At 60.0% G+C, this 17325-nt stretch carries 15 protein-coding genes; 7 read left to right on the top strand and 8 right to left on the bottom strand.

The window, feature by feature from the left end:
* Positions 1 to 28: 28 nt before the first annotated feature.
* Positions 29 to 2767 carry a DNA gyrase subunit A gene (gyrA, locus tag ACR0IP_RS02110; protein WP_480523524.1) on the top strand — a complete coding sequence of 913 codons (2739 nt, stop codon included), beginning with the start codon at positions 29 to 31 and terminating at the stop codon, positions 2765 to 2767.
* A gap of 29 nt (positions 2768 to 2796) precedes the next feature.
* Here the strand turns inward: gyrA and ACR0IP_RS02105 are convergent, their stop codons facing one another.
* From ACR0IP_RS02105 to ACR0IP_RS02090, 4 genes are all read right to left on the bottom strand, one after another.
* Positions 2797 to 4065 carry a DsbA family protein gene (locus ACR0IP_RS02105; protein WP_480523522.1) on the bottom strand — a complete coding sequence of 423 codons (1269 nt, stop codon included), beginning with the start codon at positions 4063 to 4065 and terminating at the stop codon, positions 2797 to 2799.
* 87 nt (positions 4066 to 4152) lie between these two features.
* A complete protein-coding gene (locus ACR0IP_RS02100) occupies positions 4153 to 5622 on the bottom strand; it encodes a carboxypeptidase M32 (RefSeq protein WP_480523520.1) in 1470 nt (489 codons plus the stop codon).
* Between the two features lie 4 nt (positions 5623 to 5626).
* On the bottom strand, positions 5627 to 6772 hold the full coding sequence (gene ctaA / locus ACR0IP_RS02095; RefSeq protein ID WP_480523519.1) for a heme A synthase: 1146 nt from the start codon (positions 6770 to 6772) through the stop codon (positions 5627 to 5629).
* Between the two features lie 62 nt (positions 6773 to 6834).
* A complete protein-coding gene (locus ACR0IP_RS02090) occupies positions 6835 to 7578 on the bottom strand; it encodes an RNA methyltransferase (protein WP_480523518.1) in 744 nt (247 codons plus the stop codon).
* Between the two features lie 161 nt (positions 7579 to 7739).
* Here ACR0IP_RS02090 and ACR0IP_RS02085 point away from each other — a divergent pair, with 161 nt between their 5' ends.
* Positions 7740 to 8363 carry a thiamine phosphate synthase gene (locus ACR0IP_RS02085; RefSeq protein ID WP_480523517.1) on the top strand — a complete coding sequence of 208 codons (624 nt, stop codon included), beginning with the start codon at positions 7740 to 7742 and terminating at the stop codon, positions 8361 to 8363.
* Here the strand turns inward: ACR0IP_RS02085 and ACR0IP_RS02080 are convergent.
* Positions 8356 to 9468 (bottom strand): HupE/UreJ family protein, encoded by a 1113-nt coding sequence (locus ACR0IP_RS02080; RefSeq protein ID WP_480523515.1) that lies wholly within the window; start codon positions 9466 to 9468, stop codon positions 8356 to 8358. The two genes, ACR0IP_RS02085 and ACR0IP_RS02080, sit on opposite strands and share 8 nt — an antisense overlap.
* Before the next feature lie 165 nt (positions 9469 to 9633).
* Here ACR0IP_RS02080 and ACR0IP_RS02075 point away from each other — a divergent pair, with 165 nt between their 5' ends.
* From ACR0IP_RS02075 to ACR0IP_RS02065, 3 genes are all read left to right on the top strand, one after another.
* Positions 9634 to 10527: a PfkB family carbohydrate kinase gene (locus tag ACR0IP_RS02075; protein WP_170659661.1), complete on the top strand. Its 894-nt coding sequence runs from the start codon at positions 9634 to 9636 to the stop codon at positions 10525 to 10527.
* Positions 10524 to 11435 carry a pseudouridine-5'-phosphate glycosidase gene (locus ACR0IP_RS02070; protein WP_480523512.1) on the top strand — a complete coding sequence of 304 codons (912 nt, stop codon included), beginning with the start codon at positions 10524 to 10526 and terminating at the stop codon, positions 11433 to 11435. The genes ACR0IP_RS02075 and ACR0IP_RS02070 overlap by 4 nt, the downstream gene beginning before the upstream one ends.
* 64 nt (positions 11436 to 11499) lie before the next feature.
* A complete protein-coding gene (locus ACR0IP_RS02065; RefSeq protein WP_170373840.1) occupies positions 11500 to 12177 on the top strand; it encodes a DUF502 domain-containing protein in 678 nt (225 codons plus the stop codon).
* On the opposite strand, the gene ACR0IP_RS02060 is transcribed toward ACR0IP_RS02065, so the two are convergent.
* Both ACR0IP_RS02060 and ACR0IP_RS02055 read right to left on the bottom strand, forming a co-directional pair.
* Positions 12178 to 13203: a patatin-like phospholipase family protein gene (locus ACR0IP_RS02060; RefSeq protein ID WP_480523510.1), complete on the bottom strand. Its 1026-nt coding sequence runs from the start codon at positions 13201 to 13203 to the stop codon at positions 12178 to 12180.
* Between the two features lie 64 nt (positions 13204 to 13267).
* Complete coding sequence (locus ACR0IP_RS02055) at positions 13268 to 14041, bottom strand: 3-hydroxybutyrate dehydrogenase (protein ID WP_170764464.1); 774 nt, start codon at positions 14039 to 14041, stop codon at positions 13268 to 13270.
* Positions 14042 to 14327: 286 nt separating this feature from the next.
* Here ACR0IP_RS02055 and ACR0IP_RS02050 point away from each other — a divergent pair, with 286 nt between their 5' ends.
* Entirely contained in the window at positions 14328 to 16142 is a 1815-nt protein-coding gene (locus ACR0IP_RS02050; RefSeq protein WP_480523508.1) for an extracellular solute-binding protein, read from the top strand.
* 296 nt (positions 16143 to 16438) lie between these two features.
* Positions 16439 to 16660, top strand: coding sequence for a hypothetical protein (locus ACR0IP_RS02045; protein WP_170458509.1), 222 nt, complete (start codon positions 16439 to 16441; stop codon positions 16658 to 16660).
* A gap of 2 nt (positions 16661 to 16662) precedes the next feature.
* Here ACR0IP_RS02045 and ACR0IP_RS02040 read toward each other — a convergent pair whose 3' ends face one another.
* Entirely contained in the window at positions 16663 to 17286 is a 624-nt protein-coding gene (locus tag ACR0IP_RS02040) for a helix-turn-helix domain-containing protein (protein WP_170373845.1), read from the bottom strand.
* Positions 17287 to 17325 lie beyond the last annotated feature (39 nt).

The raw sequence follows: 17325 nt of genomic DNA, 5'->3' as shown, positions 1-17325 counted from the left end.
GAGTCTGCACAAGAAACGAGCAGTTTACGTGAGCGATACGCCAGAAACACCTGAAAACATGGATGAAACCCCGCCCGAGCGCCCTGTCTATGACGGCCCGACGGTCTCCATCGAATCCGAGATGCGCACGTCTTATCTGGACTATGCCATGTCGGTCATCGTTTCCCGCGCGATCCCCGATCTGCGCGATGGCCTGAAACCCGTGCATCGGCGGATTTTGTACGCGATGCACGAGACCGGTAACACGCACGAAAAGGCGTATCGCAAGTCGGCCCGTCCGGTCGGCGATGTGATGGGTAAATACCACCCGCATGGCGACAGCGCGATCTACGACGCTTTGGTGCGGATGGCGCAGGATTTCTCGATGTCGCTGCCGCTGCTAGACGGACAGGGCAACTTTGGCTCCATGGACGGCGATAACCCGGCGGCTATGCGCTATACCGAAGTGCGCATGGACAAGCCCGCCGCGTCCCTGCTGGCCGATATCGAGAAAGAGACCGTCGATTTTCAGGATAACTATGACGGCAAGGACAAAGAGCCGACCGTCCTGCCCGCCCGCTTCCCGAACATGCTGGTCAATGGTGCCGGTGGCATCGCCGTGGGTATGGCAACGAACATCCCGCCGCACAATCTGGGTGAAGTGGTCGACGCTACGTTGGCGCTGATTGACGATCCGGATCTGACCTCCGAGCAGTTGATCGAATACGTCCCCGGTCCAGATTTTCCGACTGGCGGCGTGATGCTGGGCCGATCCGGCGCGCGCAAAGCCTATCTGGAAGGTCGCGGCAGCGTCATCATCCGCGCCAAGACCCGAGTCGAGGAACTGCGCAAGGATCGCTACGCCATTGTCGTGGATGAGATCCCCTATCAGGTGAACAAAGCCTCGATGATCGAAAAGATTGCAGAAGCGGTGCGCGAGAAACGCATCGAAGGCGTAGCGCATGTGCAGGACGAATCCGACCGCAACGGCGTGCGCGTGGTCGTTGAACTGAAGCGCGACGCAACGCCCGAGGTGGTATTGAACCAGCTTTATCGTTTCTCGCCGATGCAGACGTCGTTTGGCTGCAACATGCTGGCCCTGAATGGTGGCCGACCCGAGCAACTGACCCTGCGCCGGTTCCTGACATCCTTCATCGACTTCCGCGAAGATGTGGTCGCCCGCCGCACCGCCTATGATCTGCGCAAGGCGCGTGAGCGTAGCCATATCCTGTGTGGTCTAGCGGTGGCCGTGTCGAACGTGGACGAAGTTGTTGCTACCATCCGGTCGTCAGCCGACGCGGCCGAGGCGCGCGAAAAGTTGATGACCCGCCGTTGGCCTGCGGCTGAGATCGAAGGCTATCTGCGCCTGATCGACGATCCTCTGTCCAAGATGAACGACGACGGCACCTATAACCTGACCGAAGTTCAGGCCCGCGCTATCCTTGAGTTGCGCCTGCAGCGCCTGACCCAACTGGGCGTCAAAGAGGTCACGGATGAGCTGGAGCAACTGGCCGCCAAGATCAAGGAATACCTCGATATTCTGTCCTCGCGCGAGCGCATCATGTCGATCATTGGGGACGAACTGCGCGAAGTGCGCGATCAGTTCGCTGTCCCGCGTCGCACCGAGATCGTCGACTGGTCAGGCGACATGGAAGACGAGGACCTGATCGAGCGGGAAGACATGGTCGTGACTGTCACCTCGGGTGGTTACATCAAGCGCACGCCGCTGGCCGATTTCCGGGCGCAGAAGCGTGGCGGTAAGGGCCTGTCGGGGATGCAGACCAAGGAAGAGGACGTGGTCACCACCCTCTTCGTGGCCAACACCCATACGCAGCTGCTGTTTTTCACGACCGACGGGATGGTCTACAAGCTCAAGACGTGGCGCCTGCCGCAATCGGGACGGACCGGCAAGGGCAAGGCGATCGTCAACATCCTGCCGATCCCGACCGGAGTCTCCATCGCTGCGATCATGCCCGTGGATGTACCGGATGAGGAATGGGAGAACCTTCAGGTCGTCTTCGCCACTAGCGCAGGCACAGTGCGGCGTAACCGCCTGTCGGACTTCACCAATGTGAAGCGCAACGGCAAGATCGCCATGAAGTTCGAGGATGAGCATGCCGAGACGAAGCTGATCAACGCGCGCATCTGCTCGGAAGAGGATGATGTGATGCTGGTCACCAAATCCGGCCGTGCAATCCGCTTCCCGACGACCGATGTGCGGGTGTTCAACAGCCGCTCCTCGGTCGGTGTGCGTGGTGTGCGCCTCTCCGGCAATGACGAAGTGGTTTCGATGTCCGTCATCCGCCATTTCGATGCGACCTCGGATGAGCGGGCCGCATATCTCAAGATGCGCCGTCTGATGGCTGGCGTCACCGATGAGGCCGAGGGCGATGAGGATGAAGGCAATGCCGACAGCGTTCTGCCTCAGGAACGTTATGCCGAGATGTCGGCCGCGGAGAACCTGATCCTGACTATCACAGCGGGCGGTGCAGGCAAACTGAGCTCCAGCCATGACTACCCTGTCCGTGGGCGCGGCGGCATGGGCGTTGCCGCAATGGACAAGGCGATGCGCGGCGGCGAACTTGTCGCCTCGTTCCCGGTCGAGATTGATGACCAGATCATGCTGGCCACTTCAAAAGGTCAGTCGATCCGCGTGCCGGTCGATGGCATTTCCTTCCGGTCCCGCAGCGCCGGCGGCGTGCGGGTATTCAACACCGGTAAAGGCGAAGAGGTCGTCAGCGTCGCCTGGATCGCCGATCAGGGCGATGAGGACGAGGCCGAAGAATAATCTTTCGGCTAGAGCACATGAAACAGGCGCTAACCGGACCCGGGCAGCGCCTGTTTTGATTCAGTGCCCAATAGATCAGCCACAGCCCAGAGCCGATCCTGACCCCAAATGCTCTGACCGTCGACGTGGAAGCTGGGAACACCCCAAAGGCCAACGTCTTGCAGCCTGTTTTGGTTCTGCTCAACCCGCCGACGCCAAGTCTGTGATTTCAGCTCATCGCGCGCTTTGGCCCAATCCAGACCGGCGGCCCTGACAATATGGGATAGCCCCCTATCACTCGCCGCGTCCGCACCCTCGGACCAGACCGAGCGCATGAAAGCAGAACAAAACGTGGCCATCCGACCTTCGGATTCGGCGTAGTCGAACAACGCATAACCGCGCTCGACCCCCGCGCCCAGAGGGTCGCAGATACGGCCAAACGGGATACCCAGCCGCCGTGCCTCACGCGTGCAATCCTGAAGGATGTATCGGGATTTCGCCTTTGGCACTGGCAAGCCGCGCATCAGCATCGGCAGCACCGGACGCAGGATCAGTTCAGCCTTGTAGTGTTCTGCCAAGTGCTGGACCCGGCCAAAAGCCAGAAAAGAATACGGGCTGCGGAAGGAGAAAAAGAACTCCAGAGTTTTTGGGGTGTCCCCTTGGTGGTCAAACACCGGCTCTGGGGGCGGCACCAGAAGGGGGCCGGTGCCCAGCCCGGCGCTTTGTAACCTGTCTTCAAGATAGTGCAGTCGGTCCACACCCCAGTAAAATTCACCGCCATAGTAAAACGTGCCACCCAGGTAGTGTCCCATCGCGCGCAACGCCTGATCCCCGGCGCGCATAGGAGCGGCGGGATCACTCTGTTTGCCCGCAGGTAAATCCCGCCCAGCCCATTGGGCGGCGCTAATGGCTTTGAGATGTTGCGCGAAATCCGGCTCTCCAAGATGGGCGGCCAGATGAGCGTTGACCTCTGGCGGCAAGCCAGCCGCCTTTGGCGCGTCCAAACCCAGCTTTTGCGCCAAGCGCGTTGCATCTTTGAGCGCGTTCTCGCGATGCGCTTTCGGATCAGGAACCGCCTCTGCTGGCGGGCCTGAGATCAAATGCGGGCGCAGCGCAAGGTCATAGCGCGCCTCGAATGCTGGCAAAACCCGAGCCGTCAGTGAGCAATACGGGTCTGATGCATCGTGGAAATAGTGAACCTCGTGCCGTGCACCACGCGCCCTTCGGCCCAGATCATGCATGCCTCGACGCGCGTTTTGCAGCCCTCGGCCGGTGATGATCTCGGCGAGCCGGGGTTTTACCAAAGATGTGAAGGGCACAGTCGTCTCCGCCGGGGTCAGATGCCCTACCCTAGCCAATCCCGCGCAGAACACCACGTGGGCACACGGCAACGTGAGCAGCCCTCGTTACAGCCGGTAGAGCGCACCGAATTTCTGCTCGAGATAACTCAGCAGCGGGTCCGGCCCAGGTTCAACACCGCTTGCACGCTCAATGACCTCACGCGGGGCGTAGAGCCCACCATATTGCTGGACATTCTCACGCAGCCATGTGGTCGCGCCCGAGGTATCACCTTCGGCCAACTGGCCATCCAGTCCCGGCACGGCGCTGCGCAGCGCCTGATAGAGACACCCAGCATAGACGTTGCCCAGCGAGTAGGTCGGGAAATAGCCGAACAGACCCACGGACCAGTGGACATCCTGCAAACACCCGTTCGAGGGCTTGTCGACCGCATAACCGAAATCCGCCTTGAAGCGGTCATTCCACGCGGCCTCGAGGTCCGAGACCTGCAGGTCCCCGGCCATCAACGCGCGTTCCAGATCGAACCGCAGCATAATGTGCAGGTTATATTGCACCTCATCCGCCTCGGTCCGAATATAGCCGTTTTGGACATGGTTCACGGTCGCGTAAAATGCGTCAGCATCCGCGATCCCGAAATCCCCGAACGCGTCGCGCATCTGGGTGAAAAGCCAACCGGTGAAGGCGCGCGAGCGGCCAAGCTGGTTTTCATAGATCCGGCTTTGGCTTTCATGCACCCCCATCGACACGCCCTGCCCCAGAGGCGTCAGCGCGTAATCGGGGTTGATGCCCTGTTCATAGGCGGCATGGCCGACCTCGTGAATGGTGGAGTAAAAGCAGTTGAACGGATCGGTTGCGCTGGTTCGGGTCGTGATCCGCACGTCCGAGCCACTGCCCGAGCTGAAGGGATGCACCGCCTTGTCGACGCGGCCTCGGTTCAGATCATAGCCGAAGGCAAGCGCGAGTTTTTGTGACAGGCGCATCTGTTCGGTTTCGTCGAACGAACCCTCCAGCGCCTTGGGGGCGGGTCGATCCAGAACCGCCGCCCGCAATGCCACCAAGCGGGGGCGCATCTGATCGAAGATCTCGGCAATCTGGGCGCCTGTCGTATAGGGCTCATAATCCTCGACCATGGCGTCGTAGACGTCACCACCTTGCGCCAATGCGGCCCCTTCCTCGCGTTTCAGCGCAACGACTTCTTCCAGCACGGGCAGAAAGGCCGAGACGTCCTCATCCGCGCGCGCCTGCGCCCATTTGCCTTGCGCGGCAGAGGTGACCCGAGCAAGCGCCTTGGCCAGATCGGCGGGAACTTTGATGGTGCGTTCATATGACCGGCGGATTTCACGCAGCTGGGCCTGACCCGAGGCATCACTCGCGTCGGCCTGGTCGAGCCATTCGGCCACGCGCGGGTCGGACTTGCGAGCGTGCAAAACGGATTCGATCGCGGCCATTTCCTCGGCCCGTTGCGGGGCGGCTCCGCGCGGCATCATGGTTTCCTGATCCCAGCCGAGCCGGCCGGCAATCTGACCAAGGGCCGAGGTTTCACGTTGAAAGGCCATCAGGTCATCAAAGGCACTCATCGGGTCACGCTCCACGGATTGAGGTTGCAATGGGATAGCCGCTCAGGAAGCGCGCACGCAGGATCAGGGTCCAGACCACGACGGCCATGAACTGGTGGAAAATGGCGATCTGCCACGGGGCTGCGTAAACGACCGTGACGATCCCGACCACCACTTGTAAAGACAGGGCCGCAAAGGCTGCGTTGAAGGCGAAACGGGTCTGCTGGTGGGCGCTGGCCTGTCCACGACGCCAGACGATGATGGCGAAGATGAACAGCAGATATCCCGCGCAACGGTGGATGAATTGCACCAGACCGGGGCTTTCGAAGAAATTGCGCCACATAGGTTCCAGCATAGTCGCATCTGGCGGCAAGAGCTGCCCACCGATCAGAGGCCAGTCGGTGTAGGACCGCCCGGCGTCGATCCCGGCGACCAGAGCACCGATGAGGATTTGCAAAAAGGTGAAATGCAGCAAGCCGGTCGAAAGCGAGAACAGCTTCGCGTCTTTCGCGCGGCGCGACTGCATCAGGTCGCGCTCGTCCCGGCCCAGCTCAAAGATATACCACGCGAGGAACCCAAGGATCACAAAAGCCAAGCCGAGATGCGTCGCCAGACGATAGCTTGCAACGGCCGTCATGCCTTCGCCCTGAGTCACACCCGAGGCGACCATCCACCAGCCGACCGCGCCCTGAATGCCACCCAAAGCGCCGGGGATCAGCAGTTTGCCGGTCCAACCCGTCGGGATTTTGCGCGCGATCAGGAAGCCAAAGAAACCAATCGCCCAAACCAAGCCGATCACGCGGCCCAGTTGGCGGTGGCCCCATTCCCACCAGTAGATGAATTTGAAATCGTTCAGCTCCATCCACTGGTTCTGTATGCGCCACTGGTCGATTTCCTTGTACTTGTCGAATTCGGATTGCCAGTCGGCCTCGGTCATCGGCGGGATGGCCCCAGTGATCGGCCGCCATTCGGTAATTGACAACCCACTATCGGTCAGCCGGGTTAGGCCCCCAACGGCGATCATCACAACGACCAGAGCGAACAGGATCATCAGCCACGCCCGGATCGCCTTGCGTGCCCCGCCCCGGCCCTTGTCGATCATACCAGGTTGAACGGCCTGTTGTTTTTCGGTGTCTGAGACTTCTTCGAAGATGCTGCGCTTGGCGCTCATGCTGTCCTCATATGTCCTGGATTTGGTCGCAAGCTAGGGCCAGTGGGGGGCAAGGTCCAGCCTTACCCTTTGTCTTTCCAACGGACCATCTGACGCATGACACCGTGCAGCATCTGTACATCCGCCCGCGTCATCCGCATCCGCGACCACAGGTTGCGCAGATTGGTCTTCATACCTTCGGCCTTTTCCGGCGGGTAGAAGAAACCCGCCTCTTCCAGCCGATCTTCATAGTGTTCGACCAGCTTCTCGACCTCGATCCCTGTCGCCCAGTCGCCCTTGCCCAGGTCGGTGGCCTCATGCACTACGTCACCGGTCTGACGCATCCACTCATAGGCGGTCAGCAGCACGCATTGCCCAAGGTTGAGCGAGGCATATTCCGGGTTCACAGGCACCGAGATGATGGCATTGGCCTTGGCGATATCCTCATTCTCAAGCCCCGCGCGTTCGGGGCCAAAGAGAACCGCCACCTTTTCGCCCGCGGCAACCTTTTCAGACGCGATCTGCATGGCGCGTTCCGGGCTGTAGACCGGCTTGGTCAACCCGCGTTGCCGTGCGGTGGTCGCAAACACAAAGGTCGTGTCAGACAGCGACCCCGCCAGATCGTCAAACAATTGCGCCTCATCCAGAAGCCGACCTGCACCGCTGGACATCGCCACCGCCTTCGGGTTCGGCCACCCGTCCCGAGGGGCCACGATCCGCATCCGGTCCAGTCCGAAATTCCACATCGCCCGCGCGGCGGCCCCGATGTTTTCGCCCATTTGCGGGCGCACGAGTACAAAGGAAGGCTGAGAGGTTTCACTAGGCATGTCTGTCTCCGAAAGCTCCGCTTGCTCTAATCACCCAGTCTCATCAGGGCAACCCGATCCTCTTCTTCTGTTCCCAAATACCCGCTCGGCAGGCATAAAAGTTTGCTTCCCGCGCTCAATCCGCTAAACCGCGCCAAAGAATGAAAGCGAAGGACGCGCTAATGGACACCCCCGAGCAGCCTCAGATCTATCTGATCACACCGCCGACCATCACGCTTAGCACCTTCCCCGACCAATTGGCGCGGGTTCTGGACGGGGCCGAGATTGCTTGCATCCGACTGGCCTTGGCTGGGAATGACGAAGACACGATTGCCCGCGCCGCAGATGCCTGCCGCGAGGTTGCCCATGCGCGCGACGTGGCCATCGTGATCTCCAACCACGTTCTGCTGGCGCAACGGCTGGGGTTGGACGGTGTGCATCTGGACGATGCGGCGCGCTCGGTTCGGGCTGCACGAAAGGAGCTTGGCGCAGATGCGATTGTCGGCAGTTTTTGTGGGTCCTCCAGCCATGACGGCATGACGGCTGGCGAAGCCGGCGTCGACTATGTCGCCTTCGGTCCGGTCGGAGCGTCTTCTCTGGGCGACGGCACTCTTGCCGAAAAGGATCTGTTCCAATGGTGGTCGGAAATGATCGAGGTCCCGGTCGTGGCGGAGGGCGGCCTGACCCCAGACTTGATCCGCAGCCTGTCCCCGCATACGGATTTCTTCGGCATCGGCGATGAAATCTGGTCGGCCGAGGACGCTTCGGCCGCTCTGAACGACCTGTTGTCCCAAATGGCTAGCTAAGTATCAGGGGCTCGGCCAACCAATAGACGGCAATTCCCGCAATCAGGATCGAGGCCAGAACCGATATCCGGCCTCGCATTCGCTCGGAAGCGCCGGAAATCAGCGCCGAGATCACAAAACTTACGGCAGCTATGGCGTAGAGCGCTACCAGTACTCCGCCCGCATAGCCGAATATCGCGGGCGGCAAATGATCCGGTGGCACCCCAATTCTCGCCAGCGAGGTGCTGAGCGCTATCCCACACAACAATCCGGCACCAAAAACAGCGAGCAAGCGGAAAACGGTCAGACGCCTGAGAACCAAATTCCACAGCGCCAAAACGAGGGTTGCAGCCGCAAGCGCCTGAGAGGCCACCGCAGAGGGCAACGCAACCGCGCCATAGACCGAAAGCGCCAGACCGAAGATCAGTCCTAGGGACACAAACAACATCTGCGCCAACAGCGGACGCAGGCTGAGAGTCAAAAAGACCAGCGACAGCACAAGGGCGATCTCGTGGTAGCCATGCGGAAGGATGCGGGTCAGCCCCTTGGGCAGAAACACCTGCAGCACCTGTTGCGGGCCGAGCGCGGCACCGCCTTGCAAAGGGATCAGAGGGCTGACCTCTCCGGCGACCAGATAGCCCGTGTAGGGTGCGTCGACACGCTGTTGTTTAACGACGGCAGGCCCGTGCCCCTCGGGCCATGTCAGGCGCAAACTCGACGCGCCTTCCGGCAGCGGCGCGGCCAGCAACAGCTTTGACAAACGCGGAGTATCAGGATCACCGACGATGGGAATGCGCACGCCCTCATAGGACAGGCTGACCGGGCCAGCGAGTTCGACCCTCAGCGTCCCGGACCAGTCTTTGACAAACGACCGGACCTCAGGCTCCAGCTCTGAGGAGACCCTTCGGCGCAACTCTCTGTACCGCGCGTCATCGGCAAAATCCGGGCGGGTTTCGGGGTCGATCCCGGACAGGAACATCTCGGCATTCAGCGTGACCTCTAGGAACAGAGTGTCTTCCTTCGTCCAGAACTCGACAATCGTCGGAATGGTCTGAGCCTTCGCGGACCACGTCGAAAGCACCAGAAAGACAGACAAAATCAGGAGAAAACGGAAAATACCGTTCATCTGCGACGCTCATCAATAAAACCATCAATCATACAGGTCGAGTGTCCCGCCGAACGCATCGGATCGCAAGTCGAAACGACTGCGGGCGAGATCACAGAGGCCTTATCTCTATTACCGCTGACGTTCTGGCTTGCACGGCCCTCGGCGCTGCGGCATGACAACACCATGACTCAGAACAGTGAAATCCTGTGCATCGGCTCGGTCCTGTGGGACGTGATCGGACGCTCGGCCAGTGCAATGCGGCAAGGATCGGACGTGCCGGGGCGGATCACCCGCCTGCCCGGCGGCGTCGCCATGAACATCGCCATGACGCTGGTGCGGTTTGGCATGACCCCAACCTTGCTGACCGCCATTGGCCGCGACCCGGAAGGCGATGAGCTTGTCCACGCTTGCGCCCGACTGGGCATGGTCACCGACCATATCTACCGCTCGCAAGACCTGCCGACCGATCGCTACATGGCGGTCGAAGGGGCCAACGGCCTGATCGCGGCCATCGCTGACGCCCACTCGCTTGAGGCTTCGGGGGCGAAAATCCTTCGCCCGTTGATGCACGGACCGCTGGGCTATGAGAACACACCGTTCGAAGGACCCATTGCGCTGGACGGCAACCTGACGCTGGACCTGTTGGAAGAAATCGCGCAAAGCCCCGCCTTCGCCAAGGCGGACCTGCGGGTTGCACCGGCCTCACCCGGCAAAGCCGAGCGACTGCTGCCCTTCCTAAAACATGCCCGCGCAACTCTCTATGTGAACCTTGAGGAGGCTGGCCTACTGTGTCAGCGCGAGTTCACCGATTCACAATCCGCCGCCAAAGGCCTGCTGGACCGGGGCGCGCTGCGCGTTCTCGTCACCGATGGTGGCAATTCGGCCACCGTGGGCTCAGCCTCGGGCGTTCTGACCCAAACACCTCCGTCCGTGCTTGTGACCCGCGTGACCGGCGCGGGCGACACATTCATGGCCGCCCATATCGCTTCAGAATCAGACGGCGCCGATGCGCAAACGGCTTTGACCCGCGCGCTCCACGCCGCTGCAACCTACGTTTCAGGAGAAACTCCGCTGTGATCCCTATCCACTACTCTGCCGAGGTCCGCGCCGCCAAAGACGCAGGCCACCCCATCGTGGCGCTGGAAAGCACCATCATCACGCACGGCATGCCCTACCCCCAGAACGTCGAGGTCGCCGCGAAGGTAGAACAGGACATCCGCGATGCAGGAGCTGTGCCAGCCACCATGGCTGTGATCGAAGGCGTGCTGCATGTCGGCCTTGAACCCGACCAGCTGCAGGCCTTGGGCCAGGCTCAGGGCGTTGCGAAAATCTCGCGCGCTGATATGGCGGCGTGCATCTCGACCGGCGGGACCGGAGCCACAACCGTGGCCGCAACAATGATCGCCGCGCAATATGCGGGGATCGAGGTGTTTGCGACCGGCGGGATCGGAGGCGTCCATCAGGGGGCCGAGACCACGTTTGATATCTCAGCCGACCTGCATGAGCTGGGCCAAACCCCGGTGACAGTCGTGGCCGCTGGTGCCAAAGCGATCCTCGATCTGGCAAAAACGCTGGAAGTACTGGAAACGCTGGGCGTTCCGGTCATCGCCTATGGTCAGGACGCCTTTCCCGCCTTCTGGTCCGCGCAATCCCCATATGCCGCACCGCTGCGCATGGACAGTGCTGAGGCCATCGCAAAATCTCATGCGACGCGCCGCGCGCTGGGCCTACCGGGCGGTCAGCTGGTCGCGAACCCAATCCCGGCCGCAGACCAGATCCCGGCCGAGGAGCTGGCCCCGATCATCGCCGCTGCCCAGGCGGATGCAGATGCTCATCGGATCACCGGAAAGGCCGTCACGCCCTATCTGCTGCAACGGATCTTTGAAAAGACCGAGGGCCGTTCACTCACCGCGAACATCGCCTTGGTGCGCAACAACGCACGATTGGCGGCGAATATTGCTAAGGCACTGGTAAACGGCGCGTAAACCTGCCCTATTGCACCGGCGCATCGGACTGCTTAGGTAGTTTCTCAAACCACTCGGACCTGTAATGAACACACCGTTTGACGAAGAGCCACATCGCCGCCCCGGCTTGTTCTCGCGCCTGCGCGGTTCTTTTCTGACGGGTATCGTTGTCATTGCGCCTGTCTGGCTGACAATCTGGCTGATCTGGTCCGTCGTGGGCTGGATCGACAGCGCCGTTCTGCCGCTGGTGCCACAGCAGTTCCGCCCCGAAGAATATGTGGGCATCAACCTGCGCGGCGTCGGGGTCATCATCTTCCTGGTGTTCACCATTCTGGTCGGCTGGGTCGCCAAAGGCATCTTGGGCCGGTCCTTCATCTCATTCACCGAGAGCCTCGTCGATCGGATGCCGATCGTCCGTTCGATCTATTCCGGGATCAAACAGATCTCGGAGACGGTGTTCGCGCAGACCGAGCGCTCTTTCGAGAAAGCCTGCCTCGTGCAATATCCGCGGCGTGGCATCTGGGCCATCGGGTTCGTATCGACCACAGCAAGGGGTGAGGTTAGCAATCGCGCCGAAACAGGTGGCAACCTCCTGAGCATCTTCATCCCGACAACGCCAAACCCAACCTCCGGCTTTCTGCTTTTCTTTCCGGAAGAGGATGTGATCCTGCTGGACATGTCGATTGAAGAGGCCGCAAAGCTCGTAATCTCGGCCGGTCTGGTCTATCCCAACGAAAAAGACCCGACGCAGCCGCCCGAGTGATCAGCCAAACATTGCGGGTAGATCAACGGTACTGTGCTGCCCAAGATCATCCTTGTGACGCGTCAGAAACCCATCTGCCGCGTCGCGACCCGCGTGCTTCAACTTGTGCAGTACTACCGGATTGGGCACCGTTTTGGTCGCCACGGACAAGCTGTTCATCAGCTCATTATCCGCAATCATGTGCACCAAAACGCGGCTCATCTCACCGGCTTTCAGCTTGCCTTCTTCCAGCAGCCGCTGAACGAAATTGATCGCCCTCAGCTCGCGGAACAGGGATGAGTTAAAGCTTATCTCATTGATCCGGTTCTGGATTTGCTGCGGCGTGACCGGCAACTCGTCCCGTTCCAGAGGGTTGATATTCACGATCACTACATCATCTGGCAGGTCACCCTCGAACAAAGGGTACAGAGCCGGGTTGCCGGTATAGCCGCCATCCCAATAGGCTTCGGTCCTGTCGGTTTCAGGGTCGTAAATCTCAACCGCTTTGAACAGCGTGGGCAAACAGGCCGAGGCCAGAATCGCATTTGTCGAGATCTCATCGCCCGTGAACACGCGGATCTTGCCGCTACGCACGCAAGTCGCGCACACAAACAGACGTGGCCCCTGATCAGCGCAAACCTCATCAAAGTTGAACCGATCCACCACGGATTCCAGCGGGTTCGAATAGAACGGACCATAGGCATAGGGGGACACCATCCGGGACCACGCATCTCCAATGGAGTAAGGCAGCGAATACTCCATCGCCTGCGCGATGCTCGCAGGCTCCAGCCCCCGGAACCAGTTGGCAATTCGCATATCGCCAAGCGCCCCCATGCGTTTCCACAATCCGTCCAGCCGCGCCCGCGCGCCCTCGCGCCCATTTGCAACCATGCCCGACTTGAACGCAGCCCCGTTCAATGCCCCGGCTGAGGTTCCGGTGATCGCCGCAACCTCAATATCCTCTTCATCGAGGAGGCGGTCGAGGACACCCCAAGTGAACGCCCCATGCGCCCCACCACCCTGCAAAGCCAGATTGATCCGTTTCATGGTTTCGCCTCTTCATCTGGCCAAAAATATCCCGGGGGTTTGGGGGCAGAGCCCCCGTGAAAGCTCACAAGGCCGTCCAGCCACCATCGACCGAGATCGTCGTGCCGGTGATCTGCGCAGCCGCATCAGAGCAGAGGAACTGAACCGTCCCGCCCAATTGCTCGACCGTGGCGAACTCCTTGGACGGTTGCCGCTCCAGCATGACGTTCTTGATCACGTCCTCACGGCTCATGTTATATTCCTTCATCGTGTCGGGGATCTGCGCCTCGACCAGAGGGGTCAGCACATAGCCCGGACAAACTGCATTGCAGGTGATCGGCTCTTGCGCGGTTTCCAATGCAACGGCTTTGGTCATGCCAACAACACCATGCTTGGCCGCCACATAGGCCGCTTTAAACGGAGAGGCCGTCAAACCATGGGCTGAGGCGATGTTCACGACGCGCCCCCACCCACTCGCGCGCATCAACGGCAAGGCGGCTGCGGTCGTATGGAAGGCCGAGTTCATGTTGATCGCAATGATCGCGTCCCATTTGTCGATCGGGAACTGGTCAATTGGCGACACATGTTGAATACCCGCATTGTTCACTAGAATATCGCAGGTGCCAGCCTTTTCGATCAGGGCGCGACATTCGTCGCCCTTGGACATATCGGCCTGAATGTAGCGCGCGCTTGTACCGGTCTCTTTCGAAATCTCTTCCGCCAACGCGTTATCTTCATCGCGATCTGTGAACGAGTTCAGAACCACATCAGCCCCGGCCTTCGCCAGCTCGCGCGCGATTCCTAGACCGATGCCCGAATTTGATCCCGTGATGATTGCCGTTTTTCCCGAAAGGCTCATGACTGCATTTCCTCTGAGTTCACCTGAAACGCAGAGTGCCATGCTGCACCTGCAAAGAAAACGGGGAACTGCAGAATGAGTGGCTACAAATCTGCCAAAAAAAACGCCCGCACGAAGCGGGCGTTAAGTTATTGAGGCAGGTTTCATACAGGCAAGAAACCTATCGAGCAGTGAGACCTTTATAAGCAATTCTGTGCTTTCGTCCAAGCTAAAAGTTTGAAAACAAGAAAAATCATCGCTACGATGAATCCCAACAAAATAAGGCCAGAGCAGGATTGTTTCCAAAATGAGCCCGTATTTTTCACACCCGCTTCGTGGTTTGGCAGCGGGAATCGCCCTGCTTTTTGCGTCCTCACTGGCACAGGCAGAATCGACTCATGGCATAGCTATGTATGGCGACCCGGCCTTACCACCGGATTTTGTGTCTCTACCCTATGCGAACCCAGAGGCGCCCAAAGGTGGCAAAGTCGTTTTCGGAAATACCGGCGGCTTTAACAGTTTGAACCCGTTTGTGCAAAAAGGCACCCCACCGTGGCAGTTAAGATTTTGGACCCATGAGAGCCTCATGGGCCGCTCCTGGGACGAACCTTTCACTCTTTACGGGCTGTTAGCCGAATCGGTTGAGACTGCGCCAGACCGCTCTTGGGTGGAATTCACCCTCCGGGATGAGGCTCGATTCTCCGACGGCACCCCGGTAACAGTTGACGACGTGATCTGGTCTTTTCAAACCCTCGGGACCGAAGGGCATCTGCGCTATCGCGGTCTCTGGTCCAAGATCGACAGTATCGAACAGACCGGTCCGCGCTCGGTCCGCATCAGCTTTAACGAAGCTGACCGTGAACTTGCATTGATCGTGGGGCTACGTCCTATCCTTCAGAAAGCCCAATGGGAGGGGAAGGATTTTGCCGACGCGCAGTTGCACGATGTCCCCATCGGCAGCGGCCCCTATGTGGTCGAAGACTATGAGGCCGGGCGCTTTGTGAACCTGCGCAGAAATTCGGACTATTGGGGAGCTGATGTTCCATTTCGCCGTGGCACGATGAATTTCGATGACATCCGGATCGAATTCTACGGCGATGCTACCGTCCTATTCGAAGCCTTCAAAGCCGGAGAGCTTTCGGCCGTGCGCGAGTTCAATGCCGACAAATGGGACACGCAGTACAGCTTCCCCGCCGTTCAACGTGGCGATGTGATCAAGACCGAGATCCCGCATGGTAAGCCCTCGGGCATGACCGGGCTGGTGATGAACACCCGCAAAGCTCCGTTCGACGACTGGCGCGTGCGTGAAGCCCTGATGCTGGCCTTCAACTTCGAATTCATCAACGACACGATCACCGGCGGCGCGCAGTCGCGGATCTCATCCTATTTCTCAGGCTCGGATCTGGCGATGCGACCGGGACCAGCGAGAGGTCGCGTGGCGGAACTTTTGACGCCTTATAGCGCAGACCTTATCCCGGGAACGCTGGAAGGCTACGCCCCACCCGAGGGCGACGGCTCGGCCCGAAACCGCGCGAACCTGAGGCAAGCGGCGAAACTGCTGGCCGAGGCTGGCTGGACCATACAGGACGGCGTACTGCGCAATGCAGCGGGTGAGTCGTTCCAGATCACCGTTCTGCTGCAACAGGGCGATGGTGAGATGCAGACAGCGGTCGAGATCTACACCCGTGCGTTGGAACGTCTGGGCATTCAGGTCACGACCGAACGTGTCGACAATGCCCAATATACCGGACGTGTGTCTGAGCTGGATTTCGATATGACCCCGTTCCGCCGCGCCCTGTCCCTGTCTCCGGGCAATGAACAGCGCCTCTATTGGGGCAGCGAGGCCGCCGATGCGCCGGGCACGCGCAACCTGATGGGCGTCGCGTCACAGGCTGTGGACGGGATGATCGACGCCATGCTGGCTTCGGAAAGTCGCGAGGATTTCGTGGCCGCCACCCGTGCCCTCGACCGGGTTCTGACGGCGGGCCGATACGTGATCCCGATCTGGAGCTTCGACGTCGGCCGCATCGCCCATGTCAGCGCTCTGAAATACCCCGAGACCCTGCCGATCTACGGCGATGGCCCGCAATACATGCCCGAGGTCTGGTGGTACGCCGATTAGAACCACGCGCATAGGGTGTGACGCACCGGACCTGGCACCTTATGCACGTGGAAATCGGCAAAAACTGGCACATTCCGCGATGAACAAAATCATGAGCTCATAGCGCAAAGCGCCCCTATATATGGGCATTTCACCGGATTTTGCGTCAAACCCGCCGCGCAAACCTGACTCTGATCGGCATAATTCTGATCAGGCCAGGGGTGCGACATCTTGTCATGTCTTACGCAACGTTAACTCCTCCGTACCCTGCTCGTAGGGGAGAGCCGTCCTGAAACCCGAAGAAGGAAAGCTCGCAGATGCTGAACTGGACCGATCTGACACAAGACTGGAACGCGTGCTACGCCCGCGCGAAACGCCGTTTTCCCAACCTGAGGGACCAGGACATGCCGCGCGTCGGCAAGGATCGCAAACAGTTCGAAGCCTATCTGGCCGAACGCCATCACCTGACTGTCAATGAAGCCCACGAAGAGGTCGAAGATTTTCTGTTCACGGAATCGCTGAACCGTGAACTGAACTGACCTTAGGCGAGCGACGTCACCCAGAGGATGGTCGCATCCTCGTCGCTAACCGAAATCACATTATGCCCCATGCTGCCGTCGTAATAGGCGCTGTCGCCCCGGCGCATCTCTACAGGTTCGTAGAATTCGGTATACAACCGCACGACGCCGGTCAGGACATACATGAACTCCTCTCCGTCATGGCGCACCCAACCTTCGAACTCATCCATCGAACGGGCGCGGACGCGGGCGCGATAGGGGAGCATCTGCTTTTTGGTCAGGGTTTCGGCTAGAAGTTCATGTTCATAGGTGGCCGTGGCATGTGCGGCCCCCTCACCCGACCGTGTCACGGCCATACGACCAATCACCTGCTCACGCTGCGGCGGGGTAAATAGCTGAGGCACCGAGATCTCCAACCCGATGGCCAGCTTTTTCAGCGCATCGTAAGTGGGCGACATCTGACCGTTTTCAATCTTGCTGAGCGTCGAACGCGCGAGACCGGCCTGCGAGGCCGCCTGCTCCAGCGTCCAGTTGCGCGCCTTGCGCAATTCACGCACGCGGGCGCCCAGGTCCAAAGGCTCGGGTTCCGTGTGTTCGCCTGCATCGCGGGCAATGCGGATCAGGGATTTGGGATCTTGGGTACTCATGCCTTCGTCTATAGGATGCACAAGCCGCGCTTGCAACGC

Source organism: Ruegeria sp. AL11 (assembly GCF_056540865.1).
This window is presented reverse-complemented; position numbering and strand designations above follow the sequence as displayed.